Origin of the sequence: Pseudomonas sp. GXM4 (genome assembly GCF_008923895.1) — a bacterium.
Classification (GTDB): Bacteria; Pseudomonadota; Gammaproteobacteria; order Pseudomonadales; family Pseudomonadaceae; genus Aquipseudomonas; species Aquipseudomonas atacamensis.
Map to the genome: position 1 here is coordinate 1 of NZ_WBRZ01000027.1, position 24769 is coordinate 24769.

The 24769-nt window shown below is 58.2% G+C and carries 17 protein-coding genes; 9 read left to right on the plus strand and 8 right to left on the minus strand.

Translation table 11 applies throughout. The annotated features are described in order from the left end of the window. Positions 1 to 316: 316 nt before the first annotated feature. Positions 317 to 1828 (minus strand): AhpA/YtjB family protein, encoded by a 1512-nt coding sequence (locus tag F8N49_RS06410; protein ID WP_024011351.1) that lies wholly within the window; start codon positions 1826 to 1828, stop codon positions 317 to 319. 134 nt (positions 1829 to 1962) lie between these two features. Here F8N49_RS06410 and serB point away from each other — a divergent pair, with 134 nt between their 5' ends. After that, the gene (gene serB, locus F8N49_RS06415) at positions 1963 to 3177 is read left to right on the plus strand and encodes a phosphoserine phosphatase SerB (protein ID WP_041477650.1); all 1215 of its coding nucleotides are present in this window, start codon (positions 1963 to 1965) and stop codon (positions 3175 to 3177) included. A gap of 104 nt (positions 3178 to 3281) precedes the next feature. Here the strand turns inward: serB and F8N49_RS06425 are convergent, their stop codons facing one another. The 4 genes from F8N49_RS06425 to F8N49_RS06440 all read right to left on the minus strand — a co-directional run bounded on the left by F8N49_RS06425 (position 3282) and on the right by F8N49_RS06440 (position 8372). Then, positions 3282 to 5030 carry a molecular chaperone gene (locus tag F8N49_RS06425; protein ID WP_151551016.1) on the minus strand — a complete coding sequence of 583 codons (1749 nt, stop codon included), beginning with the start codon at positions 5028 to 5030 and terminating at the stop codon, positions 3282 to 3284. A 66-nt stretch (positions 5031 to 5096) separates the two neighbouring features. Continuing rightward, positions 5097 to 5957 (minus strand): archaetidylserine decarboxylase, encoded by an 861-nt coding sequence (gene asd / locus F8N49_RS06430; protein ID WP_024011354.1) that lies wholly within the window; start codon positions 5955 to 5957, stop codon positions 5097 to 5099. A gap of 9 nt (positions 5958 to 5966) precedes the next feature. Continuing rightward, positions 5967 to 6791 (minus strand): thiosulfate sulfurtransferase, encoded by an 825-nt coding sequence (rhdA, locus tag F8N49_RS06435; protein ID WP_151551017.1) that lies wholly within the window; start codon positions 6789 to 6791, stop codon positions 5967 to 5969. Positions 6792 to 6833: 42 nt separating this feature from the next. Then, positions 6834 to 8372: an HDOD domain-containing protein gene (locus tag F8N49_RS06440; RefSeq protein ID WP_151551018.1), complete on the minus strand. Its 1539-nt coding sequence runs from the start codon at positions 8370 to 8372 to the stop codon at positions 6834 to 6836. Positions 8373 to 8538: 166 nt separating this feature from the next. On the opposite strand from F8N49_RS06440, the gene motA reads away from it, so the two are divergent. After that, positions 8539 to 9390 carry a flagellar motor stator protein MotA gene (gene motA / locus F8N49_RS06445; RefSeq protein ID WP_024011357.1) on the plus strand — a complete coding sequence of 284 codons (852 nt, stop codon included), beginning with the start codon at positions 8539 to 8541 and terminating at the stop codon, positions 9388 to 9390. Positions 9391 to 9393: 3 nt separating this feature from the next. Next, positions 9394 to 10440 (plus strand): flagellar motor protein MotB, encoded by a 1047-nt coding sequence (gene motB, locus F8N49_RS06450; RefSeq protein WP_041480740.1) that lies wholly within the window; start codon positions 9394 to 9396, stop codon positions 10438 to 10440. A gap of 59 nt (positions 10441 to 10499) precedes the next feature. Here the strand turns inward: motB and F8N49_RS06455 are convergent, their stop codons facing one another. The 3 genes from F8N49_RS06455 to rsgA form a co-directional block, all read right to left on the minus strand. Next, the gene (locus F8N49_RS06455) at positions 10500 to 10985 is read right to left on the minus strand and encodes a toll/interleukin-1 receptor domain-containing protein (RefSeq protein WP_016771960.1); all 486 of its coding nucleotides are present in this window, start codon (positions 10983 to 10985) and stop codon (positions 10500 to 10502) included. After that, a complete protein-coding gene (locus F8N49_RS06460; protein WP_151551019.1) occupies positions 10985 to 11944 on the minus strand; it encodes a caspase family protein in 960 nt (319 codons plus the stop codon). Before F8N49_RS06460 ends, F8N49_RS06455 begins: the two co-directional genes overlap by 1 nt. 313 nt (positions 11945 to 12257) lie before the next feature. Further along, positions 12258 to 13289, minus strand: coding sequence for a small ribosomal subunit biogenesis GTPase RsgA (rsgA, locus tag F8N49_RS06465; protein WP_151551020.1), 1032 nt, complete (start codon positions 13287 to 13289; stop codon positions 12258 to 12260). Positions 13290 to 13396: 107 nt separating this feature from the next. On the opposite strand from rsgA, the gene orn reads away from it, so the two are divergent. From orn to F8N49_RS06495, 6 genes are all read left to right on the plus strand, one after another. After that, positions 13397 to 13939 (plus strand): oligoribonuclease, encoded by a 543-nt coding sequence (gene orn / locus F8N49_RS06470; protein ID WP_110644898.1) that lies wholly within the window; start codon positions 13397 to 13399, stop codon positions 13937 to 13939. A 105-nt stretch (positions 13940 to 14044) separates the two neighbouring features. Next, entirely contained in the window at positions 14045 to 14656 is a 612-nt protein-coding gene (locus F8N49_RS06475) for a trimeric intracellular cation channel family protein (RefSeq protein WP_122707720.1), read from the plus strand. Positions 14657 to 14831: 175 nt separating this feature from the next. Then, positions 14832 to 15866 carry a hypothetical protein gene (locus F8N49_RS06480; protein ID WP_151551021.1) on the plus strand — a complete coding sequence of 345 codons (1035 nt, stop codon included), beginning with the start codon at positions 14832 to 14834 and terminating at the stop codon, positions 15864 to 15866. 177 nt (positions 15867 to 16043) lie between these two features. After that, positions 16044 to 18566 (plus strand): leucine-rich repeat domain-containing protein, encoded by a 2523-nt coding sequence (locus tag F8N49_RS06485; protein ID WP_151551022.1) that lies wholly within the window; start codon positions 16044 to 16046, stop codon positions 18564 to 18566. Between the two features lie 340 nt (positions 18567 to 18906). Next, complete coding sequence (locus tag F8N49_RS06490; protein ID WP_151551023.1) at positions 18907 to 19893, plus strand: hypothetical protein; 987 nt, start codon at positions 18907 to 18909, stop codon at positions 19891 to 19893. A gap of 80 nt (positions 19894 to 19973) precedes the next feature. Continuing rightward, entirely contained in the window at positions 19974 to 24722 is a 4749-nt protein-coding gene (locus F8N49_RS06495) for an RHS repeat-associated core domain-containing protein (RefSeq protein WP_151551024.1), read from the plus strand. The last annotated feature ends 47 nt before the right edge of the window (positions 24723 to 24769 follow it).

Sequence of the window (24769 nt, forward strand, 5' to 3'; positions counted from 1 at the left end):
GTGCGGGCTTTGTTGTGTCTGGAGGTGGGGTGGAAGATCAAAAGCCCCTCACCCTAACCCTCTCCCGGAGGGAGAGGGGACCGATTGGGGGATATTCGATAGCTACACCGACGTGAACGCGCGGAGGTGAATCCATAATCGCCAAGATCTGTCAGGTCGATATATGGCGCCAGACACCTCGGTCGGTTCCCTCTCCCTCTGGGAGAGGGCTAGGGTGAGGGGCTTTTCAGGGATGCACACATTCCAGTAACGCCGCGCACAAAAAAGCCCGCAGACAATCACTCGTCTGCGGGCTTTTGCGTATCGGGCCTAGGCCTTACGCCCGGCGCTCATGCATCCGCGCCAGTTGCCGCTCCAGCATCGACGGATAAGGCTCCATCAACCGCTCCACACAGCACGCGCCCTCAGGGCTGGCGATCGGCCGGATCCGCGCACGCTGGCGGATCAACGCGTCATCGCTGATCTTGCGTTCAACCAGTAGCAGATTGCGGCTGTGTTGCGACAAGGCCAGTGCATCCTGGGCCGAATCGGTCAGCAGCAGATCAATCTGGCTCAGACCGAACAACTCATCGCCCAGGGTCAGGCCCAACTGCAATTGCAGGGTGATGCCGCTGTCTGCGACCTCGATCTGCAACTGATGACCCAGAGCACGAAGCAGTTCGCCGCAGCAGATGGCATTGGTCAGGTAATCGTCGCCGCAATCTTCGGTGTGGAACAGCAACAGCGTGCTGCCATCGTTGAGGGTTTCGATTTCGCCCTGATACAGCGACGCTGCCTGCTCGAGGCAGTCGCGATAGCGATCCTGCAGTTCTTCCAGGCGTGCGCGAGGCAAGCGACGCAGTTGTTCCTGCGATCCCAATTGCACGGCCAGTACGGCGGTGTGCTGCGGAACGTCAGGGCTCGGTTTGCGCGTGAGCGGTTGGGCGGCGCCGTTGAGCGATTCGTCGCGCAGGTCGGCGAAGGCGTCATCGTCATCATCGTCTTCGACGGTGCTGACCAGGTGACGCGGCGCCGGTTTCTTCGCGGCCAGCGGGCGGCTTTCGTCGAAACTTGGATCGCGCAGGTTACGCACCTCGAATTCAGGCTCGTCTTCTTCCTCGGCGAATTCCGGCTCGGGTTCAGGCTCGGGCTCCGGTTCCGGGGCGTAGCTGGCGTGCAGCTGGCGCGCCAGATCGCCGATTTCATCCTGGCGATCGATGCCCGGTGTATGCGCGTCGATGCGGCGCAGCCACACGCGCAATTGCAGCAGTGGCGTCGACAGATAACGGCCCATGCGCAGGCTCAGAGCCAGCGACAGTGCCAGCAGAATCGCACTCAGAATGCCCATGCTTTGCAGGCTGATGGTCATTGGCTGCTGGAACTGATCCATGTCCAGGCTGATGCGCAGTTGCCCGGCCGTCACGTCCTGGAAAGTGATCTTGCTTTCGTACATGCCCTCGGCTTCGCCCAGCAGGCTGTGCTTGGGACGCTGACCGGACTCGGCGAGGATGCGGTTGTCCACGCTGTAGATTGCCGCGTGGGCGACCAGTTTGTTCTTGGTCAGGTTGTTGAGCAGCACGTTGAGGCTGAGGATGTCGTTGGACACCAGCAGCTCGGTGGCCGACGTGGCAGTCTGCGTGGTCAGGCTTTCGCCCAGCGCATCGGCCTGCTCGTGCATGGCCTGCTTGAATTGCAGCCCCATCACCCCGGCATAGATCACCAGGGCCAGAGCGACCAGGATCACGTTGTGGCTGGCAATGCGCAATGCAATCGGTACACGGCGATGGCGCAGTGCACGGAAGATCAGCAGGAAGAAGTTATCGGTTTTGACTGGCGTGGGCCGGTTCACTTGAGCTCGGCTCTTTGTCCGTGAAGTTGACGCGCAGTATAGCGACAGGCCCCAGACCGGCAAAGCGCTCGCGGTGCCCGATGGTCACTGAAAGTGGGTAGAATGCGGTTTTTTTCCAGTTGCGGGGGTGCGCGTTGCGCGAAATCGTCCTGATTAACATCACGGGAGTCGACCGTCCCGGTCTGACAGCGGCCATCACCGGTGTTCTGGCACAGGGTGGTGTGAACATTCTCGACATCGGTCAGGCGGTGATCCACGACACCCTGTCGTTCGGCATCCTGGTTGAAATTCCCGATTCCGAACAGGGCAAGTCAGTGCTCAAGGACATCCTGTTCAAGGGCTACGAACTGGATCAGCAAGTGCGCTTCACCCCGGTATCCGAAGAGGATTACCAGCAGTGGGTGGGCAATCAGGGCAAGAAGCGCCATATCGTTACCCTGCTGACGCGCAAAGTCACCGCCGGCCAATTGCAGGCGGTCAGCGCGATCACCGCCAAATATGGCCTGAACATCGACCATATCGACCGTCTGTCGGGGCGCATGCCGCTGGACACACCGGCCGACAAGGGCAAGGGCTGCATCGAATTTTCCGTGCGCGGCGAAGCTGCCGATCCGCAGGCCCTGCGCGCCGAATTCCTCAGCGTTGCCCAGGAACTGAACGTCGATATCGCCTTTCAGGAAGACTCGCTGTTCCGTCGCAACCGACGTCTGGCCGTGTTCGACATGGACTCGACGCTGATCGAAGCGGAAGTCATCGATGAGCTGGCCAAGGCGGCCGGCGTGGGTGACCGGGTCTCGGAAATCACCGAGCGCGCGATGGCCGGCGAACTGGATTTCCGCGCCAGCTTCAAGGAGCGTCTGGCGCTGCTCAAGGGCCTTGACGTCAGCGTGCTCGACTCGATCGGCGCCTCGCTGCGCCTGACCGAAGGCGCCGAAACCCTGTTCGCCGAACTCAAGCGCCTCGGCTACAAAACCGCCATCCTGTCCGGCGGCTTCACTTATTTCGCCAAGCAGCTGCAAGCCAGGCTGGGCATCGACTACGTGTTTGCCAACGAGCTGGAAGTGGTCGACGGCAAGTGCACCGGCGTGGCGATCGAGCCGATTGTCGATGCGCAGCGCAAGGCTGATCTGCTCAAGGAGCTGGCGCACAAGGAAGGTCTGCGTCTGGAGCAGACCATTGCCGTCGGCGACGGCGCCAACGACTTGCCGATGCTGGCGATTGCCGGGCTGGGCGTGGCGTTCCGCGCCAAACCGCTGGTCAAGCAGTCGGCGAAGCAGGCGATCTCAACGCTGGGGCTGGATGGTGTGTTGTATCTGCTGGGTTTCCGCGATCGCGACGGGCAGCTCTAAGATCTCGATAAGCTGATCTGGCCTCTTCGCGAGCAAGCTCGCTCCCACATTTAAAATGCATTTGAATGTGAGAGCGAGCTTGCTCGCGAAGGCCGCACCTCGGTCTAAAGTGAATTCCACAACGAATCAAAATCCTCCTCACCTCCGCCATTCTGCGCAGGATCCAGCGAGCGATAGGCGAACTGGTTGAAGCTGTGCGTACTCGCCACCCGCCGATCCAGTCCGGCGCGGTGTTCCTCGCCCTGGGTGTTGATCAACACCTTGTTGCCTTCCTGAAACGGCAGGCGCGGCGCAAGCACGGTTGCCGGCAAATCGATTGCGCTGATTTCCGGCAGCAGTAAACCGCGCAGATAATGGCTGTGATCGTCCTTCGAACGCACCAGTTGCAGACCGCACGGCTGCGCGTGTGGCGCGACCAGTTCAATGCCCATCTGCGTGCCGCTGCCGCGCACTTGGCGGATCCAGCGAATCACCGCAATGCTCCAGCCTTTGCCCTCGCTGTCCTGAATGCCGAGCATTTCCCCGGCCTGCAACTCCGGCGGTACTTCGCTGGGCCAGGCCAGGCAATAACCGCCAGGACTATGGTTGATCACCGGCAAGGCGTAAGTCGGATAATTCGGCGCGGTGCCGGGGCCGTCGTCCTCGGTCAACTGGTCGTACTGGATTTCCTCGTACGGCAACAGCTCATCGTTACTTTGCGGGGCAGCGTCGAACGCCTGACTCCAGCTGTCCTTTTCGCCGCTGGCCACGACGCTGCTGAAATTTGCCGCGCGGGCACCGGGATGTTTGAGCAATTCGCTGAAGGTGCGCTCGCCGCCGAGGTAAAAGTGCAGGGCGCTCATGCCGACGCACACGGTTAATGAGCCTTGGCCGGCGATGCGTTGAAAGCTGCGTTCCGCCGCTTGGCCCCAAGTAGCGTGCAGATGTTGCAGGGTGTCGACGCTGAGGCCGGCGGAAACGGGCAGTGGGGTCGAGGTGGACTGGTGCAGCAGGTGCGTTTCGAGCTGTTTGACCAGCGGTTGCGGATCGAAGCCCAGCAGCCCGTTCTGTTGTTCGCTGCGAAACATCTTGCGGTATCGGGGGCCGACATCGAGTTCCGGACTGACCGCAAACAAACCGTCGTCGGCGCTGCCGGGATGCAGCTTGAGCAGGGCGCTCCACGGCTCGATCACCTCGGCCAGCCGGGCAATCTGGCTTTGACGCAATTGGTTGCAACGGGCACTGCCCAATAGCAGTGCGGCGATGTAGGTCTGTTCGACGCTCAGTTCGCTGGTCAAAAACGCCAGATCATCGCGCAGCCGCCGTTGTTGCAGCTGCAATTGCGCCGCGCTGCGATACAGCTGGTGCAATTCGAACCACACATGTTCCGGCGGAGAACTGTACAACTGAGTGGCGCGCACCAGTTGCGCCTTGAGAGCATGCGCCGCGCGTTGCAAGGCGGTGCTGACCAACGTCGCGCGGTCTTTGCTGTATTTGGGCAGGATGCGCAGAACGATCTGTTTATAGCCGATGGCCAGCTGACCTTGCAGCGCCTGACACAGGTTGCTGACTTTGCGCGAGCGCTCGTCGAGCATGATCGCCTGATGCAGAAAGTGCCGCTCCAGATGCTGGCAGACGAAATACACCTCGGGCCGCAGCAGCTCAAGCAATTGCAGGCGATTGTCGCTGGGGGTGAGCAACAGGTTCAGTTCGCCGAGGCCTTGATACAGCAGGCGGGCGGTTTCGCCGATGTTGGCTTTGGGCAGGCTGGCGATCCAGCGCTTGAGATCACGCGGGCTGGCGTCGCAGAACGACAGGCGCGTTTGCGTGGGAGTCGGAGCGCGCAGCTTGGGAGATAAGTTGGTCTGGCTCATGAGCAAAACCATAGCAGCAAATGCCGCGGTTTGCGGAAGCAGCCTCGGCTGCTTCCGCGAACAGGGTCACGCTTTTGGCAGCGCCAGACCTTGGCCCATCTGCACTGGCGAGCCGGCCACCAGCTCTTCGGCCCACTTCACCTGATCCGGGCCAAACAGCACGATCGCCGTTGAACCGAGCTTGAAGCGCCCCAGTTCCGCGCCTTTTTCCAGATGAATCGGTGCGCGTGCGGCTTCGTCGTAGCGGAAGGTTTTCAGCTCGCGCTTCGGTGGGGTGACCAGACCGGCCCACACGGTTTCAATCGAAGCGACGATCATCGCCCCGACCAGCACCACGGCCATCGGCCCGCGTTCGGTGTCGAAAATGCACGCCACGCGCTCGTTGCGGGCGAACAGCTCCGGGACGTTTTCGGCAGTAGTCTGGTTCACCGAGAAAATGCGGCCCGGGATGTAGACCATTTCGCGCAGGGTGCCGGCCAGCGGCATGTGCACGCGGTGGTAGTCCTTCGGCGACAGGTAGATCGTGGCGAAATCGCCGCCCATGAATGGCGCTGCGTTGGCCGCATCACCGCCGAGCAATTCGAGCACGCTGAAACTGTGGCCCTTGGCCTGGAACACGCGACCGTGCTCGATCGGGCCGAGCTGACTCACCGCACCGTCGGCCGGGCTGAGGATCGCGCCCGGAGTTTCGTCCAGTGGACGCGCGCCGTCTTTCAACGCACGCGTGAAGAATGCGTTGAAGTGCTCGTAAGCGGTCAGGTCTTCGACCAGTGCTTGCGACATGTCCACTTGATAACGCTTGGCGAACCATTGGGTGAAGGCATTCTTGAACCAGCGCACACGGCATTCGGCGATGCAGCCGGCCAGGCGCGACAACAGGTGATGCGGCAGCAGGTACTGACTGAGGATAAACAGACGCTCTTTCATTAGTTGTCCTTAAAAACCTTGAATCTCGACTGGCGTGTCGGGGTGGTTGCCCCATTCGCCCCAGGAACCGGCGTAGCCCTTGACCCGCGGATAACCGAGGGCTTTGGCCACCAGATAAGTGAAGCCCGACCGGTGATGGGTCTGGCAGTGGGTAATGATTTCCTTGTCCTTGGTGATCCCGAGGTTTTCGAGGATCTGCGGCATGTCGCTGCGGATACGCAGCTGGCGGGCCTGGTCCATGCCGGCGGTCCATTCGAAATTGACCGCGCCGGGGATGTGTCCACCCTTGGCAGCGAGGACTTTCTCGCCGGAATACTCCAGCGGCCCACGCGCATCCCAGATCGCCAGATCGGCGGCGCCGAGACGGCTTTGCAGGTATTCGCGGGTGGCGGTCGGTTCGTCGTGCAGGGTCAGCGACACTGGGCCACCGACGGCGGCCGGCACCTGAATCGACATCGGCATACCGTCCGCCAGCCAGGCCGGCAGACCACCGTCTATATAGTGGTACTTGTCGTGGCCAATGACATCGAGCAGCCAGATGAAACGCCCGGCCCAGCCGCCGCCCTCATCGTCATACACCACGTATACCGCGTCTTTGCGATGGCCGAGCTCACCAAACAACGCTTCCAGATCGGCCTTCGCCGGCATCAGCCCGGGCGCCGGTGGCTGGCCGAGCTGGGTGCGTTTCGGGTCGACAAAACGTGCGCCGGGCAAGTGACCTTCGGCATACCGGGCAGGGCTGGTCAGGTCCACCAGAATCAGTTCCGGGGACTCCAGACGCGGCAGCAGGTCGCTCGGCTCGATGACAAGCGGCAAGCCAGAGAAGTCAGACATGTGAGGTCTCCAGAGCACAAAGGGGAGGATTGTAGCGCAGGCTCATTGGCCGCGGCTGCTAAAGCTGTGCAGGGCTTTTTCGATGCACTGCGCGGTTTTGCCGAAGGCTTGTACGGTGATGTCGGCGAACGGCCCGCCACCTTGATCGGCAACGACGATCATGATCACCCGGCCGTTATTCACCAGCGAACGCAAGAATAAGTGCTCGCCGCGAAACAGCGTGCGCAGGCTCGCTGGCAATAAGGCAGAGAATTGCCCGTTGTTCTCCGGCGTGATCCGCACCTGCGCCTGCTGAGCGAGCAGGCGTTGCAGGACTTTGCTCTGGCTGACGACAAAACTCAGCGCCGCCGCATCCTTCGGCAAACCGGCGGTCTGGTGCACGCGCAGGGTCGAGTGCGTGCGGTCGGCCATCAGAATCATGACCCGGCGCATGCCGCTGGCCACCAGTGCCTCGCGGGTGGCGACGGTCAGGCTCATGGCATTGGTGAAGCGGCTGGGTTCGGCGAGCAGTTCGGCGCATTGCCGACGCCACTGGCCCAGATCATCCGCATTCGGCGCTGCTGCCGGGAGCATGCCGGCCGGCAAGCGACGAGTGCCCCACGGCCAGATCAGCGAAACCGCCGGGTGCCACAAATCAGGCATCGCATGCTGACGCGCGCTGTTCGCCGCTTGCTGGTGCAACTGTTGCTGCACTTCGTCCATGGAAATCTGCAGATACAGGCTGGTCAGGTACTGCCAGCGCTTGCTGTGCGGACTGTCCCAGGCCTGTTGCGCCGACAGCGCCAGGCCGTTGGCCAGCAGCACGGTATTGGCGGGTTGATTGAGCCAGCGGCGTAGCGTCGGGTCTTCGTCGAGGCGATTCTGCTGGCGCAGCGGGTGCTCGCTGTCGCGGGCGATGCGCAGCACTTTGACCAGTTCGCGTTGTTCGCTGAGCAGCAATTTGTAGCCTTGCTCGACCCAGATCGGCAGATGCCAGGCCTGGACCAGTGCCTCGGCAATCTTCAACAGGCGCACGCCGAACAATTGCTTTTCGACCACACGCGCCGACTCGCCCTTGTGGATCACCCGCAGTTCCCACTCTTCGAGCAACTGCGGATAGGTCAGCGCCAACGGCCACAGCGGCGACAAAAACAGCAGACTGCCCCAGTGGATGTCCTGCCACAGCCGCGCCAGGCGACTGGCAAAAAAGCCGTTGGCCTGCTGTGTCGCGTGTTGGCTGATCAACTGCAATTGGCGCAAAGCCTTGGGGATCTGCCGGTGCGGTTCGGCGGGCAGGCGCGCGAGCAATTCTTCGGTGCGCGCAAGGCCCAGGCGATTGATTGCCACCTCGAGATTTTCCGCTGGCGCGACCATGGTGCCGTGGGTGTGACGATTCGCCTCACGGATGATGCTCAAGGCCAGCGCCGGGCTGTCCTGCATCAACTCGGCGATGTCGCGCAGCGAGCTGCGATTGTCGCGGATCGCCCGGCAGACTTTGTCGTGAGCCTCTTGTGGTACGGGCAGGCGGACGCTGTCGAGCAGCTTGACCCAAGCCTGGAGGGTGCTCGGTTTTACCGATGGAATGTTCGTTTCATTAGCCATGTCTGGACGAGATCTTCACTGACTGTAGACGCGCCCGGCATGGGCTAAATTGGCTTTTCGCCTGAACTGGCTATAGTCTGGCGCAGTTTTGCCGATAAGTAGAAGAAGAGATTTTTTAACTTCCGAATATGACCTTGAACCCGACTTAAACAAGTACCTTCTACCTATGGCTAAAATTATCGGCATCATCGTCGTATTCGCGAGCGTGCTCGGCGGATACGTGCTCTCCCACGGCAAGATTGCCGCCCTGATCCAGCCCTTCGAGGTGATGATCATCGGCGGTGCGGCCCTCGGCGCATTTCTCCAGGCCAACCCCGGTTACATGACGATGCACGTGCTCAAGAAATCCCTGAGCATGTTCGGTTCGCGCTTCACCCACACCTTCTACCTGGAAGTGCTCGGGCTGATCTACGAAATCCTCAACAAGAGCCGCCGTGAAGGCATGATGGCGATCGAAGGCGACATCGAAGATGCCGCCGCGAGCCCGATCTTCGCCAAGTACCCGGCGGTGCTCAAGGATGAACGCATGACCGCGTTCGTCTGCGATTACCTGCGCATCATGTCCTCTGGCAACATGGCTCCCCACGAACTGGAAGGCCTGTTCGACATGGAGCTGTACAGCCTCAAGGAAGACCTCGAGCACCCATCGCACGCAGTCAACGGCATCGCCGACGGCATGCCCGGTTTCGGTATCGTCGCGGCGGTACTCGGTATCGTGGTGACCATGGCCTCGCTGGGTGAAGGTGACCAGGCGTCGATCGGTCTGCACGTGGGTGCGGCACTGGTCGGTACCTTCTTCGGTATTCTCGCGGCCTACGGTTTCTTCGGTCCGCTGGCGCATTCCCTGGCCCACGATGCCAAGGAAGAGCTCAACGTCTACGAAGCCATCAAGGCCTCGCTGGTGGCTTCGGCGTCCGGCATGCCGCCGTCGCTGGCGGTCGAGTTCGGGCGCAAGGTTCTGTACCCGGCGCACCGTCCAAGCTTCGCCGAGCTGGAACAAGCGGTTCGCGGTCGCTAAGTCATGGAAAATAATCAGCCGATCATCGTCAAGCGCGTCAAGCGCATTGCCGCCGGGCACCACGGCGGGGCGTGGAAAATCGCCTTCGCCGACTTTGCCACGGCGATGATGGCGTTCTTCCTGGTGCTGTGGCTGCTGTCCACCGCTACGCCGGAACAGAAGATCGCCATCGCCGGTTATTTCAAGGACCCGGTCGGCTTCTCCGAAAGCGGCACGCCGTACATCATCGACCTCGGCGGTACACCGACCCTGGCGCCGGAAAACACCCTAAACCCGGAAGTGAAGTCGCAGCCGCAACCGGACAAGGTCACGGTCGACACCGATCAGGTTGAAGGCATGGCCGAGCAGGTCGAGAAGGAGCGTCTCGAACTGCTCCTGCAAGAACTGCAGAACAAGGTCGACGAGAACCCGCAACTGCAGAAGTTCAAGGATCAGATCCTCTTCGAAATCACCCCGAACGGCTTGCGCATCCAGATCATGGACGCCGAGAACCGGCCGATGTTCGATTCCGGTTCCGCACGCCTGAAACCGTACTTTGAAGACATCCTGCTGGCCATGGCCGACACCATCAAAGCGGTGCCGAACAAGATCAGCATCAGCGGCCACACCGACGCCAAGCCCTACATTGGCACTGGCGATTACGGCAACTGGGAACTCTCGGCCAACCGCGCCAACGCGGCTCGCCGTGCCCTGGTCGCGGGCAGCTATCCGGATGCACAGGTGGCGCGGGTGGTCGGTTATGCCTCGTCGGCGTTGTTTGATCGGGAAAATCCGTTCAACCCGGTCAACCGCCGCATCGATATTGTCGTGCTGACCAAAAAAGCCCAGGCCGCCATCGAAGGTGCGCAGGGGCCTGAGGCGGCGAAACCGGCGGATCAAGGTCAGAACGGTGCTGCTCCGGCAGCCCCGGTTGATCCGAATGCGCTGCCGGCGGACAAACAGCCAGTGCCGGCTCACGAGTTGCGCGAGCGGTTGAATCTGTTTGACGATGCGGCGCCGAAACCGGCTGAGCCGGGTGGGGCGGCGCCTGCGCCTGCGCCGAAGCAGTAAGTGAAAAAAAGCCGACAGTGATGTCGGCTTTTTTGTGGCTATCACAGGCCGGCACAGTCTCAGAATCCCCGACGAATCCGGTTCTTCAGCTGTTCATGAAACATCTCTGCATCGCGCTTGTAAGCCCCTTTGACCGATTCGCTGATCGAATCCAGCGCCATCGACCGCTTGTTCGACACCTCATCACGATACGCATCGATAAAGAAATCCAGATCGCTGGCCGTACTCAGCTTCGGCCACTTGTCCAGATAGATCGGCAATTGCGCCGGCCCGGTCTTGAACGTACAGATCCGCCGGTTGCTGATCGTCGCCTCGCCAATCTCGAACGGCACCCACCAGGACTGCGCAGTCTTCTCCGATACCACCGCCAGCAGATGCGTGCACTCGGTGATGTTGCGGGTAATGACCCCGGTGATGTCGTCGGTGGTCTGCGATTCCGGATCCAGTACGTCGAGGTAAGTCCTGATCTTCGCCTGGGTCAGGCGGGTGTTGATGGCGATCGCATGGGCGCGATCCATGTGGCGATAGCTGATAAAGACTGGCATCAGAAATGTCCTTTGAGGGCGAGTTCGCGGTAATAGGCGCCGAGTGCCGTCAGGCGGCAGCCGGTCGAGTGAATGGCGGCGTAGTACATGTGCTCGGCGTCGACCGGTTCGATCAGGCTGTGGCGGTTGCACTTCTGCAACTGGGCGAAGATCTCGCCGTGCTCAGGCACGAACGCCTTTTCGGTGGGTTCATAGCTGGGGTCGAGCGGCAAGACCGATTCGGCTTCGACAAACCAGTCGGGCAATTTGCGCAGGATCTCCTTGGGAATCAGCGGCGAGACTTCGCGCAGGGAAATGAACTGCGACACATTGGTCTTGAACACTGGACGCTGTTCCCAGGCACCGAGGGCGTTGTCGACAAAGGAATACAGACTGCCGGGGGTGATTTTGCCGAGGATATTCGCCGCGCCGCCATGCAGCGCTTGCAGGAGCAGGCCGGTGAACACGCCGTGCTGCGCGCCCTCCAGCGCCGGCTCGGCTTTTTTGCAGGCGGTGAGGATGGTCATGCCTTCGCTGACCATGCTGCTCTCGCTGCGCAGGGCGCGCACTTCTCCGGCTGAACCGCTTTCGCAGCAGTCGAGGATGATCATTTTGTTTTTGATCCGCGTGGCTTTGTCCGCCCAGTTGAGAATGTCGCTGATGCGGATGCCGTCCTTGGCGTTGCGGTAGTCCTGCGCGATCAACATGCCTTCGTCAGTGTCGGCATCGAAACCGCCATGACCGGCGAAATACAGCAGGGCGACGTTGCAGTCACCGGAAAACAGCTCGCGGATCTGGTCTTCGAGTTTTTCCCGGCTCAGGTAATCCTCGGCAGACGTTAGTACGACATTTTTGAAGTTGGGGTCGCCGTTGGCGTTGCTTTTCAATACCGAAGCCATGGCCATGGCGTCGTTGCAGCAACCGCTCAGCCCGTCGATATGCGTGTAATCGTTGATGCCGATGAACAATCCCTTGCGCATGGTCATACCGCCGTGTGCAGGCGGATCGCGCAGACGATTCTGTGGGTATTGCACGGGCGGGCGTCGCGAGACGAATGGCTGATGAATAAAACACAGGTTTGCATGGCTTTCCTCGATGGTCGCTGTGAGCGAAGGAGGAAAGAAATGTAGGCCGCTGGCTCAGGCCTACAAGGTCTGCGCGGCAAAACAGAAACGTCCTGCAAGCAGGCGCGCAAAAGCCTACAGACAAGGCTGAAGTTTAAGAGGGAGAGGCGTGCGTCAGATGCAGTCCGACAACCGGCAGCCCATCGCGCAGGGCTGCCGGCGCGGCTGTTTAATAGCCGTTTTCGGGCAGGCTGGCGATGATCGAGCGATAGCTGTTCATCCGTTGCTGCTGGATGCGGCCATCTTCCAGCGCCTTGAGCAGAGCGCAACCCGGTTCGCGGTCGTGCTTGCAGTCGCGGAAACGGCAAGTGCCGAGCAGATCGTCGAACTCGATGAAGCCGGCTTCGACGTCGGCGCGGCTGACGTGGCCCAGGCCGAATTCGCGGATGCCCGGGGAGTCGATCAGTTCACCGCCACCGGGGAAGTGGAACAGCCGCGCAGTGGTGGTGGTGTGCGTGCCCTGGCCGGACAGCTCGGACAACGGCCCGACGCGGGTTTCGACTTCCGGCAGCAGGCTGTTGACCAGCGACGACTTGCCGACGCCGGACTGGCCGACGAACACGCTGATGCGTCCGTCGAGCTGCTTTTGCAGCTGCTCCATGCCATCGCCGTGGTGCGCCGAGACTTCCAGCACCGGATAACCCAGCGTGCGATACACCGCCAGCAACGCGTTCAGCGCCGGGGCGTTCTGCTCGTCGATCAGGTCGAATTTGTTCAGCAGCAAAAGCGGGCGGATGCCGGCATGTTCAGCGGCGACCAGATAGCGGTCGATCAGGTTGGCGTGAGGCTCGGGCAGCGGCGCGAACACGATGACGATCATGTCGACGTTGGCAGCAACCGGCTTGAGCTGGCCACGGCTGTCGGGGCGGCACAGTTCGGTGCTGCGCGGCAGTTGCGCGACGATCACGCCGATGCCTTGGTTGCCGGCGCGCCAGACGACTTTGTCGCCGGTGACCAGCGCCGGCAGGTTGGTGCGCAAGTGGCAGCGGAACACTTGGCCGGCGAGTTCGCCGTCAACAGCTTCGACTTCGACCTGCACGCCGAAGTGGGCGATCACCAGGCCGTGCTGCTCAGGGCCAAGGTCGCCGCCCTCGAGGGCCTCGACCGCCGAGGACTCGCGTTTGGCGGCGCGTGCGGCGCGCTCGCCCTGAATCTTTTCGATGCGCCAGTTTTGACGACGATTGAGTTGGCGTTTGGCCATGGGTGTTCCGTCTGAAGAATGCAGCGATTAGGTAAAACGGCCGCGAGTTTAGCACGCCCGGCCACCGGCCTAGGCTAAACTGCGCAGCATTGCCTAGGAGCCCGAATATGCAAAACCCGCAGAACCTGATCTGGATCGACCTGGAAATGACCGGTCTGGACCCGGACAACGATGTCATCATCGAAATGGCCACCATCGTCACCGACAGTGAGCTGAATACATTGGCCGAAGGCCCGGTGATCGCCATCCATCACAGCGACGAAGTGCTCGCGCGCATGGACGAATGGAACACCCGCACCCACGGTAATTCCGGCCTGACCCAGCGTGTACGTGAAAGCCGCATCAGCATGGCTGAGGCAGAAGCTGAGACCATCGCCTTCCTGGAAAAGTGGGTGCCGAAGGGCAAATCGCCGATCTGCGGCAACAGCATCTGCCAGGACCGTCGCTTCCTTTATACCCACATGAAGGCGCTGGAAAGCTACTTCCACTACCGCAACCTCGACGTCTCGACGCTCAAGGAACTGGCCGCACGCTGGGCTCCGGACGTGCGCGACAGCTTCAAGAAGGGCAGCACGCATCTGGCGCTGGACGACATTCGCGAATCGATCGCCGAGTTGCAGCATTACCGCAAGCACTTCATCAAGTTCTGAGGGAGCGGCTTTCCGCCTTCGCGAGCCTGCTCGCGAAAGGCGCGCCCTCTTCTGGTGCGGCGCTGAAATGGCTAGACTGCGCGCCTTCCTGCCTGGACTGCCACCATGTTGCTGATGCTCTATCTGATCGCCATTACCGCCGAAGCCATGACTGGCGCGCTGTCCGCCGGACGACGAGGCATGGACTGGTTCGGCGTGGTGCTGATCGCCTGCATCACCGCGCTCGGTGGCGGTTCGGTGCGCGACGTGCTGCTCGGGCACTACCCGCTGACCTGGGTCAAACATCCGGAATATCTGGTGCTGACCTCGGTGGCAGCGATGTTCACCGTATTCGCTGCGCGCTGGATGCGCCACCTGCGCTCGCTGTTTCTGGTGCTCGATGCAGTTGGACTGGTGGCATTTACCTTGATCGGTTGCATGACCGCGCTGGAAATGGGTCACGGCATGTTGGTGGCTTCCGTCAGCGGAGTCATCACCGGCGTCTTTGGCGGTATTCTTCGCGATATCTTCTGCAACGATATTCCCTTGATCTTTCGCCGCGAACTTTACGCCAGCGTCTCATTTGCTGCGGCGTGGTGCTACATGCTGTGTCTTTATCTCAATGTGCCAGGTGAACAAGCCATTCTGATCACTTTGTTTGGCGGATTCCTGTTGCGTCTGCTGGCCATTCGTTTTCATTGGGAAATGCCGAAGTTCGTTTATAACGACGAACAATGATTGATCGTGCGTCCTTGTCATTGAAGTTGATTAATGGCAAATATGTTGTTTGTGACTGGCGCGCGCATATTTCTTACACTTTTCACTTTGATCTTCGCTTGATGGGTATGTAGTTTTTCCGCTGACATATTTTCGATGTCAGTAGCAAATTACATTCTTACAAAGGAGCTGCATTGTGAGTGAAAGCATGGATGTTACAGATAATCAAAATGACAATCCGCCTACTCTGGCGGGGCTGTCCAGTTTAAAAGTCAAGTTTGATGCCGGTAATAATACTCAAAGCAGGGCACTTGTCGCTAATGGCCGAATGCAGGTCAAAGTTCAAGTACTCGTTGCCGGAGTAGACGCCGACGGCAACGCAATGCATGTACCCGCAGATGTAATGGAAAGCATCCAGCTTATTCATTACGCGACCGGCAAGACCTTGCGCGATGGCTGGGTCGCGAGCGCAGTCCAAGGGCGGTTTACGCGTGAGGCACGTCCTGCACCTGACGCCGAAGACAGGCACGACGATGATCTTGAGAATGACAGCGTTCATCCACAGGTTCGTACGTTCTGGGTTTCCTCATCGAGCGCCGGAACGACTGAGATCGGTGCGCGCCTGTCCGTGAACGGGGAAACAATCCTCAGTAACGGAACCACGCCTGCCAGTGTTCATTACAGCAGCGTGACTGTAGAAGCGGAAACGCCTTCGACATATGGTGTAGACGGAGTATTTCGGTTGTACCAGACCAGGATGGGTAATGAGTCGCCCGGTAACCGTATCTGGAAGTACCATTTGGGACTGTACCCGGGTGGGAAGCAGATCCGGCTGGTCGATTGGATTGCAGAGGGGGCAGAAGAGGGCAAGGATTACGATTTTGCGGGTGGTAACCGGCTTAACGAAATAAAAACAAATTACATGGAATGCATTTTCGTGCGTCCCGAAACATCCAGTGTCGTCGTCTCTTTGCCTGACAGGGGTGATCCGTTTGCATACACTTTTACCAGTGATGCGCAAACATGGAACTCGAAGCATTATCACGTAAATACTCAAAGCGACGGGGAGTTGACCATCGTTCAGGCTCTATCTGAATACTCGAAAAGCACCGGGCCACAAAAATATGGCGGCGTCCTCCACTTCATCGCCATCGATGAATATGGTACCGAGCATAAATTGGCAATCCGCGTGAATTTTCACGAGCGTAATTTATATCTTCAACGAGGCTGAGTTCGTTCACTGATGCAATGTCGGTGAATGTAGTAGATGTATATGCGTTTGGCGTTTCGACTGCAGATAAGCTGCCATGTCGATGATCAGGCATATGCACGAAAGTGCTTTTCTGATGACTCGCGTTGGCCCTGCACTCTGTGTGGCCAGCGCACCCCCTCTCAAGGATGAGCGATCATGACTGGCAAACCGCCGAAGATCAAACCTGTATCTGTCCCAACCAAACCCTCCGATTCCAGCATCGATGTCTCCCACCGACCGTTGTCCTCGTCTTCGACAGTGGCGCATTTGACTGTTGCACATCATCAGGAACCGCTGCATTCGCCATCTTCATCAGATCCGCTGGCGATAACGCCTGGCGTCAATGTGAGCACGACCACGACGTATTCCACATTCGACGAATTCCCAAGGTTTTCCGTGAACGATTCCCTGGAAAGCTATTGGATACCCTCGCAAGAGGGTCTCGATGAGTCCGTTGCTCTGGGTATCAAAACCTTGAAGCATCGCCAGTATGTTGCCGTGGCTGATAACCACATCGTGCAAGTGGTCCGAGACGCTGAGAGCGGTCTGCTTCGCGCCACGCATGCCAGAGAACTGCATCCTTCCGGTCCGCTGTTGAGGCCTGACAGCGAGGGCCGGTTGTGGCACCCGCTGGACGACCCTGAGTCGACCAATTCGCTTGCAACTGTCTATTCCGAACACAAGCGCGCGGCAGAGCTGCTTACCGGCGCGGAATATTCAATAGAAGATTTTTCTCCATTGATGATCAAACGCTTGCTCGCAGTGAGCGGCGTAAGCACAACGATGCTGCACAGGTCCGGGATTCATCCCACCTCGCTGGCATTGCTGCAGGACACAGCGAGGCGTTTTGCCCTCGATCAAAAGATCCAGCTGTTCATCACCCAGGTGCAACATTCCGACCCCGCCGTGCGGGCGCAGGCCGATTCACGACTGCAGGCTTTGTTGCCGCCACGGGCAGATGATCTGAGCGAGCGCGTTATCGAACAATCCAGCGCCTTGCTTTTTGAGCAGAGTGAGCGGGCGTTCGAACTCGATTGCGATGACAGCACATTGAAGATGCGGCGGATTTTTCCTGACCTGCCCAAGACAATCGCTCAGGCGTTGTGGCGAGAGGCCAGTGCCGCCGACCATATGCATTTGCGCCTGCAGCCGGGAATGCCGAGGCACATGGCAGAAAAGACGCTGGTGGCGCTGCGCGAGGTGCGTCTCGCCAGGGCGTGCGCAGGAATCTATCTGGATTCGGTAGCCAGTCTGGACAGTGATCTGCTGGCTTTGCAGATGATCGGGCAGCTTGATCTTTGGCCGCGACACATTCGTATCGAGATTCGTCGGCAAGCGTCAGAGGGTGAGTTGTTATGTGCTATTGGCGATGCTCGATCGCCAGTGCGTCACACATTTATTCGTCAGCATGAAGGCTACGTTCTCCAACTCAGCGGCGTCCCGTCACCCCAAGGTCGGACGGATCTATTTGCCGCCGTCTGGCTCCTTTTACTGCCCGGGCAGCGCCAGTTGCTCGGTGTAGCGCAGGGCGGTGGTGCGGCTCTGCGGCAGCTGGTACGTGCACAGCCATTGCCGTCGCGCCAACATGTGAGCGAATTGCTGGGACTGGCACCGGTGCAGGTGACGGCGATTCCGGCCAGCGCCCAATACGTGCAAGCGGGGCTGCGAGGGGGCGGCGATGTCGACCCGACGTCGACAAAATCCGTTGAAGAGCGTGTCCGTGATCTTTATCCGCAGCTTGCCGAACAAGAACTGGCCATATTCATTTCCGAGCGTCTGAAGTCGGACCCAGTCAGGGTCTTGGCTCGCCTGGAGACAGAATTGGCAACACTGCGTAGTGAGTTGGCGATCTGGAGTGCTGAAGAATTATCGACTCAAGCGGATGCATCGCAGGACCCAGCGCAATTCGCAGAACAACGCCAGGCTCGCGAGCGGTTCAGCGCAAAGCTGCAAGATATCTGGCAACGCAAGTCGGTTTCGAGGTGGGGGTACGGTGACTATCATTTTTCCCATCATGTCGATTTTTCCGCTGAGTTACCAAAACTATCCGCCAGGTTCGACTATGTAACAGAGTTGATACTGACTGTGGAAAAACCAGGCGCACGCATCGGCGCTTTTTTTGACAGTTTTCCCAAGGTTCAATATTTGATGGTCACTGGTATAAAGATGGAGGACTTCCCGTCAGGAGTACTCCAAATGCGCCAGCTGCGTCAGCTTGTGCTGAACGATTGCTCGCTTGAATTATCTGAAGCCACGGCTGAAGGTTTGTCCAGGATCGAGACGCTCACTTTGTTGAATCTTGCCAACAACCCTCTCACTGTTGCTCCGCATGTAGGCTTCATGACAGGTTTGACCGAGTTGATGCTATATAACGCAAATCTTTCCAGCCTGCCCTCCGGTATAGACAGGCTTGGAGACCTTCGTGTCATGGCGTTACAGGGTAATAATATTTCGCACGTAGGAGACGATCTGTTCGATATTCCGGATACGCAAGACCTATACATTGGCTTATTGAATAATCCGCTGAGTAACGAGTCGATGCGGCGGATTAATCAATATCTTGAGAATTCCAGTATGGACCGAAAGGTAGAAATCCAAACGGTCGAAGCAGTTTCAGACGTTGATTCCGAAAGTGATTCGTCGGAGAGCGGATTTTCAACAGGTTCAGATAGCGACTGAGTGTTGTCGAAAGTAACGGGTCGATCACGCTGCTAACATGATTTGGCAAACATAAACTACTCGCTAACTCCCCTTCTGATTCGGTTTGATTGAATTCGGAAGGGGTAACAGGCCATCTTGGGCAGAATCAAAGGGGTCGAAGGTTTAGTGTTGAAGTGCGTAACATTCAGATCGCATTTTTTGAAGTTGTTAGCATCTGTGTGAATTATTCATGATGATGTTGAAAGATTACTTCTTCACAAAATGTCAAATGTCGCGACTTCTTATATTCAGGTTCGATGTTAATACTCTGCTGAGCCCTTAAGGGGTGAAATATATTAATCAGCTGAGGTGTTATCAAATGTTTTACGAGGAAGTAGGTATATCCCGTATCGAGGTAAAACTCGACACCACGAATCATGGTCAGCACAAAGTGCTTTATGCCAACGGTCGCATGCAGGTGCGTGTGTTGGTGCTGCTACACGGGATCGATAACAATGGCGACGGCGTATCGCTGCACGGACATCCCGCATTGCAGTCACTGCGGCTGATTGCCTATAACGGTGCTCGCCCATTGGAGGGAGAATGGAATGTATCGATTCAGGAAAATCGTTACGCTCACGAAATGTCGGGCGGCGCAACGCGACTGACAGAAGTCCCGCGGGTCATTGACAACCGGATCAGCAGCGCCGCAGATCCGGTACAGATTTTACAATTCTGGGTTTCGGCTTCCCGACCTGGAATCATGGAAGTGGCTGCCGAGATTTCCTTGAACGGCGCGGTATTGCGAAGTAATGGGGTTGGTTTCGACAGCAGTGTCACGCTGGAGGCGATTCCGCCGAAAGAGTACTCGCTGAGTGACTTTTCGTTGAGCAAGTATGACAAGAAGCAGAATCGGGGCCTGTATGAGTGGGTTCAGCACTATCATATTGGCCTGCGAGCGGATGGCAGGCAGGTTCACCTTCTTGACTGGTACAGCAGTGAAGTGAAACTTGATCCTTATGATTCCGAAGATGCGGTGCAGGTTTACGTGTCCGGGAATATTCCCGGTGAACAAGGTAGTCGCAAAACTTTTTATGGATATATGGCGCCTATATATGGCCTGCAGGCAACATTTCGCAGTCCCCATGGCTACGTCACCGTACCTATCAACAAAGTGCCTGGACAGTTGACGCTCGTTCAGTATGTTTCCGCTGACCCGCAAGCGGCGCGGGAAAGTGATAGCGCCTTCGAATTTGCCGTGATTGATGAATTCGGTTCGGAGCACCGGCTAAGTGTCGATGGTGATAAAAAGCAGCTCACTTTTATTCTGGATCAATCCAGGCGGTCAATGAAGCGACTTGTCTGACTTCTTGTCTGGTCAGCGTACTTCGCTGGCCAGTGTTGACTGCCAAAATCTGAGTCTGGAAATAAAAGGACGATTTAATAATGGAAAGTAATTTCTCTCCCTCTGTTCATTCGAACGCTTTCAACTTCGGTGAGTTTGTTTCGGGAGGCGTTGATCCCCGTACGGGCATGTATACGTGTGCATTTTCGCTTGGCAAGTTGCACTCGGCAGATCTCAATGGTCCGGAGCTTGCACTTTCAGTGAGTTTCAATCCGCTCAATCAGGCCGATAGTGGTTTCGGCGTTGGCTGGTCTTTGACCCTGACCAATTATGACTTGCGCAGCAAAGTCATGACCTTGTCCAACGGTGAACGCTACAAGGCTGTCGAGACGTCTGGCGGCCTGAAGTTCAAGGAAATGAAACTGCAAACGGCGAAGGTGTCAGTCACTGGAGCAGGGCGCTATGAAGTTCGATACAAGGATGGTCGGCGGGAACTGCTCAAAGTGTTGGCCGGTACTCAGGTCGCTGTCGCGGAAAAAATAATCGCGGCGAATGGCGTGAGCATTACGCTGAAACATGAGTTGTTCAACCAGTCTCCCCGTTTGGCCGAAGTCCGTGATGCCACGCGCTGCCTTTTGAAAATTTCTCGTACGGCAGGTCAGGTGACGTTGTCGCGATATCCCGACATTACTTCGAGCTCCAACTTCAGGCTGATTCTGAAAAACAGTCGGGTAACGGCCATCGAGCTTCCGGTGGGTAAAGGTTGGGAACTCGAGTATGAAGTCATCGCTGGGGCCAGCTATGTTCATCGCATCGTCAACCCGCTGCGCGGGGTCGAAATCGTTCGCTACAAGCGGCACGGCCACCGCTTCATCAGCGGTGTGGAACAGACACTGCCGTTTGTTATCGCTCACGATGTCTACCCAGGGCGCGGCCAGCCCAGAGTGTGCAAGACATACACGTACTCCGACCATAACTTCCTTGGGCAGGGCCTCCTTCCAGCCAAGGATAGTGACCTGGATCCGCTCTATCTGGCGCCCAGCAACTACGTCTACACCTCGGACGAGCACTTGCTGGTCAGCGGCAAAGTACATACCCGCATTAAACGCACCTACAACAAATTCCATCTGTTGGTGGCTGAGGTTACGAGCTGTGGCGACGCGCAGATCGCCACTGCCACGGAGTATCACTGTTCCGTTACCAAGCCGTTCAGTGAGCAGGTGGCCCAGTTCCGCATGCCTAAAGTCCATACGGTGACGTACCTCGATCGGCGCACCCAACAGCAGCGTGTGGAAACCACGATCACTGAGTTCGATGGCGAAGGTAACTTGCTCAAGCAGGTGGAGCCCACGGGGGTGACGACTACGACGGAATACTATCCGGCCAGTGGCGGGGATAACTGCCCGGAGGATCCGCTGGGCTTTTCCAGGTTCCCGAAAAAGAGGACGGTGATTGCTGCCGCATCGGAAGGTGCTTCGACAGTCACCTACTACGACTACGCTTTGCATCCGGCGCTGGAGGGTGCCGAACTGGCCTCTGTGTTACCGATCGAGGAGCGTTTTTTCGAAGTGGTGGAGGGTGTAGAGGTGTTGCGTTCGAAAACCGCACGCAGCTATCTGAATACGCCCCAGGATCCACTCAAGCATGGAGCCACAAAAGAGCAAAGTGTCACCCTGAATGATAAAAAAACCGCTATCGAATTTTCCTATGAGCTTGAGGGTGACAGGCTGCGAGTCAGGTCCATCACGCGCGGATTCGACGGCGTGCTGCAGACCAGTGAGAAGGTGCTGTCGACGCTGACCGGATTACAGGTCTCTGAAGTCGGTGTCGATGGCGAGCACATCGAATATGAATACGATGCAATCGGCCGGGCCGTGGGCAAAACGGTTGCTGCCGGCACCCCCTATGCGGCCGCTACCCGGTGGGCCTATCTGGCCGCCAGCAAACAGCAGCCGGCGACAATGGTGACCACGGATCCGGCTGGCGGCGAGCAAAAAGTCGCCTATGACGGACTGGAGCGGGTGATCACCGTTCAGGAAAAGGACTGCGACCATCCCGACAAGGACGGTCTCATTCAGACACGCACGCTTTATTCTGCCCTGCATGATTCGGTCGGTCACAAGGTGAAAGTGACGCTGACTGATTGGCGTGATGGCAAGCCTTGTCCGGTCAGTACCCGCTACGAATTCGATTCCTGGGGCCAGGTCAGCAAGACGCTGCACGATGATGGGCGTATCGAACACAGCGAAGCGGATCCGGTGCTTCGCCAGCAAACCAATTGGCTCCAGGGCATGGGCAAGACGATCACCCTCGTCAATGATTTCGGTAAACCGCTGAGTGTCGAGAGCTTCAATCTGAAGAACAAGAGTCTGGGCAAAACCGTTTACACCTATGACGGTTATGGGCGCACAGCCAGCCAGACAGACCCTGTCGGCAACACCAGCCGATATGAGTACGACGTTTTTGACCGAATGACCCGCAATGTACTGCCCGACGGCAGTAAGGTCGTGACCGAGTACGCCGAGCATAGTGATGAAGGGCTGGCGATCGACATCAAGGTCGGTGACAAAGTGCTGGGCCAGCAAACGTATGACGGTTTGGGGCGGTTGATCCAGAGTACTGTGGGCGGGCGAAAGTCCGAGGCTGGCTATGAAGCGGGCTTCACTCAGCCACAGTGGTACAAGAGTGCTGATGGCAAAAAAACCGAATTCACTTATTTGCGGGAACTGGGCGGTTTGCTGACTGAGCGCAAGGCAGAGGACCTGGTCACAACCATGACCTATGACCCCGTCAGTGGCAAACCCTTGACCTGTACCGAAAGCGGCAGGAGCCGCAGCTTTGCCTATCACCCTTCCGGGCGCCTGAAATCCGAAACGACGACCTTCGGCGCTGTCACGAAAGCAACGTCCAGTACCTGGTCCCTGCAGGGGCGACCGATCAGCCACGTTGATGTGCTCGGTACCGACAACAGATCCGAATACGATGAGTTCGGCCGCCTTCTATCCGTCTCGCAAGGCTTGCTGACAACCGAGTTCCACTACAACGCCCGGACGGGGATGCTGGAGTGGACGAAAACCGAAGACACCTCGATCAAGCGTCAGATGATCACCCGGTTCGCCTATGACGATATCGGTCGTGAAACCAGGCGTACATTCGAGATTCAGGGTCAGCCTGACCAGACCCTCGAATCGGTTTACACGCTGGCTGGCAAACTGGCGCAGAAAGTGTCCAGACGTGGCACTCAACTCTTACGTGATGAACAGTTCACCTACGACGTGCGCGGGCGCTTGATCCAGTACGACTGTGCTGGCACCCAAAAGCCCCGTGACCCGTATGGCAAGGAAATTATCCAGCAGACGTTCACCTTCGATGCGCTGGACAACATTCTTACCGTGCAGACGAAGTTCCCGCTGGGCGTGAATCTGACCACATTCAGTTATGACAATCCCGATCCGGTACAGCTCAGCGCAGTCAAACATTCCCATGCCGACTATCCACCAGCAGCGACGCTGGAATACGACGCCAACGGCAGGATGATCAAGGACGACCAGGCGCGAACGCTGGCCTATGACGCGTTCGGACGTCTTGAGCAATTGTCCGACGCGGGGGGATCAGTGTTCCGTGGCTACCATTACGACGGTTTCGACGATCTGGTTGAACTGTCGCAACCCGATAACGCGACTGTGCAGCGTTACTACCACGCAGGCCGGGTCGCCAATGAGGTCAGTGGTGAAAATTCATCCAGTGTCGTGCGTCACGGTGGCGCGCTTGTGGGACAGCGGCAACTCGGTCTGAACGGCAGCGCGCAGCTGTTTGGCACCGATCAGCTGCAAAGCGTGCTGGCAACACTGGGTAAGGAGCACCTCACCGATTGCGCCTACAGTCCTTATGGGCACCGTCCTGCCGACGGCGGATTGTTCAGCCTGGCGGGGTTCAACGGCGAACAGCTGGATCCGGTTACCGGGCTGTATCTGCTGGGCAACGGTTACCGGGCCTATAGCCCGACACTGATGCGTTTTCTTTGCCCCGATAGCATGAGTCCGTTCGGTGCGGGCGGATTGAATGCCTACAGTTATTGCCTGGGCGACCCGGTCAATCGGGTTGACCCTACCGGGCATGTCTCCTGGCAATCGATCCTGGGCATCGGCCTCAGTATTCTCGGGATTGTTGCCAGCGTGGTGACGATGGGTGCGGCGACGCCATGGGCAGTGACGGCACTGGGGCTGGCGGTTGCTTCAGGCCTGGCGGGTATTGCCAGCGAGGTGGTCAATGAACTCGCACCGGGTTCTCAAGCGGGCGAGATATTGGGCTGGATCAGTTTTGGTCTCGGGCTGGCTTCGGTGGGGGCAGGGCTGGCAGCTGGTGCCAAAGCGGGCATCAATGCTGGCAGGAAACTGGCTGGCGCCTTCAAGCAAGGCCTGAGTAGTAAAGGCTCCAAAGCAGCGGGTCGAGAGATGGCCCGAGGTATGATCAAGGGCAAGGGAAACAAGGCGGCGGCCAAGGCTAAGGCGAAGGCCAGCGCGGCCGTTCAGGAAGAGGCCGAAAAACCATGGTCACTCGTCAGGGTCGACCCCAAAAATAACGTTCTTGAGAAAAGGGGGCTTACGGGCTTGCTTGAAAAGGCCGAAACCTTCATGCAGCACATTGAGGCGGGTAACTCCCCAACGTCTTCTGCAGCGCTGATTCATGCCGAATACACGCCAATGTATGGTCCATCCGGCTCAGCATCTAAGTCGATGCATCTCTATCTGTCGCAAGGAGACCGAATATATATGACCGAAAACGCTAAGGAGAGGATCGCGGTCATCAACCAGCTGGGTGGTCATTTAAAGGAAAAAAAGAAAGGGTAAGCCTGGAACACGCAGCGAAACGATACAAAGCGAAAGCAGGAACACTC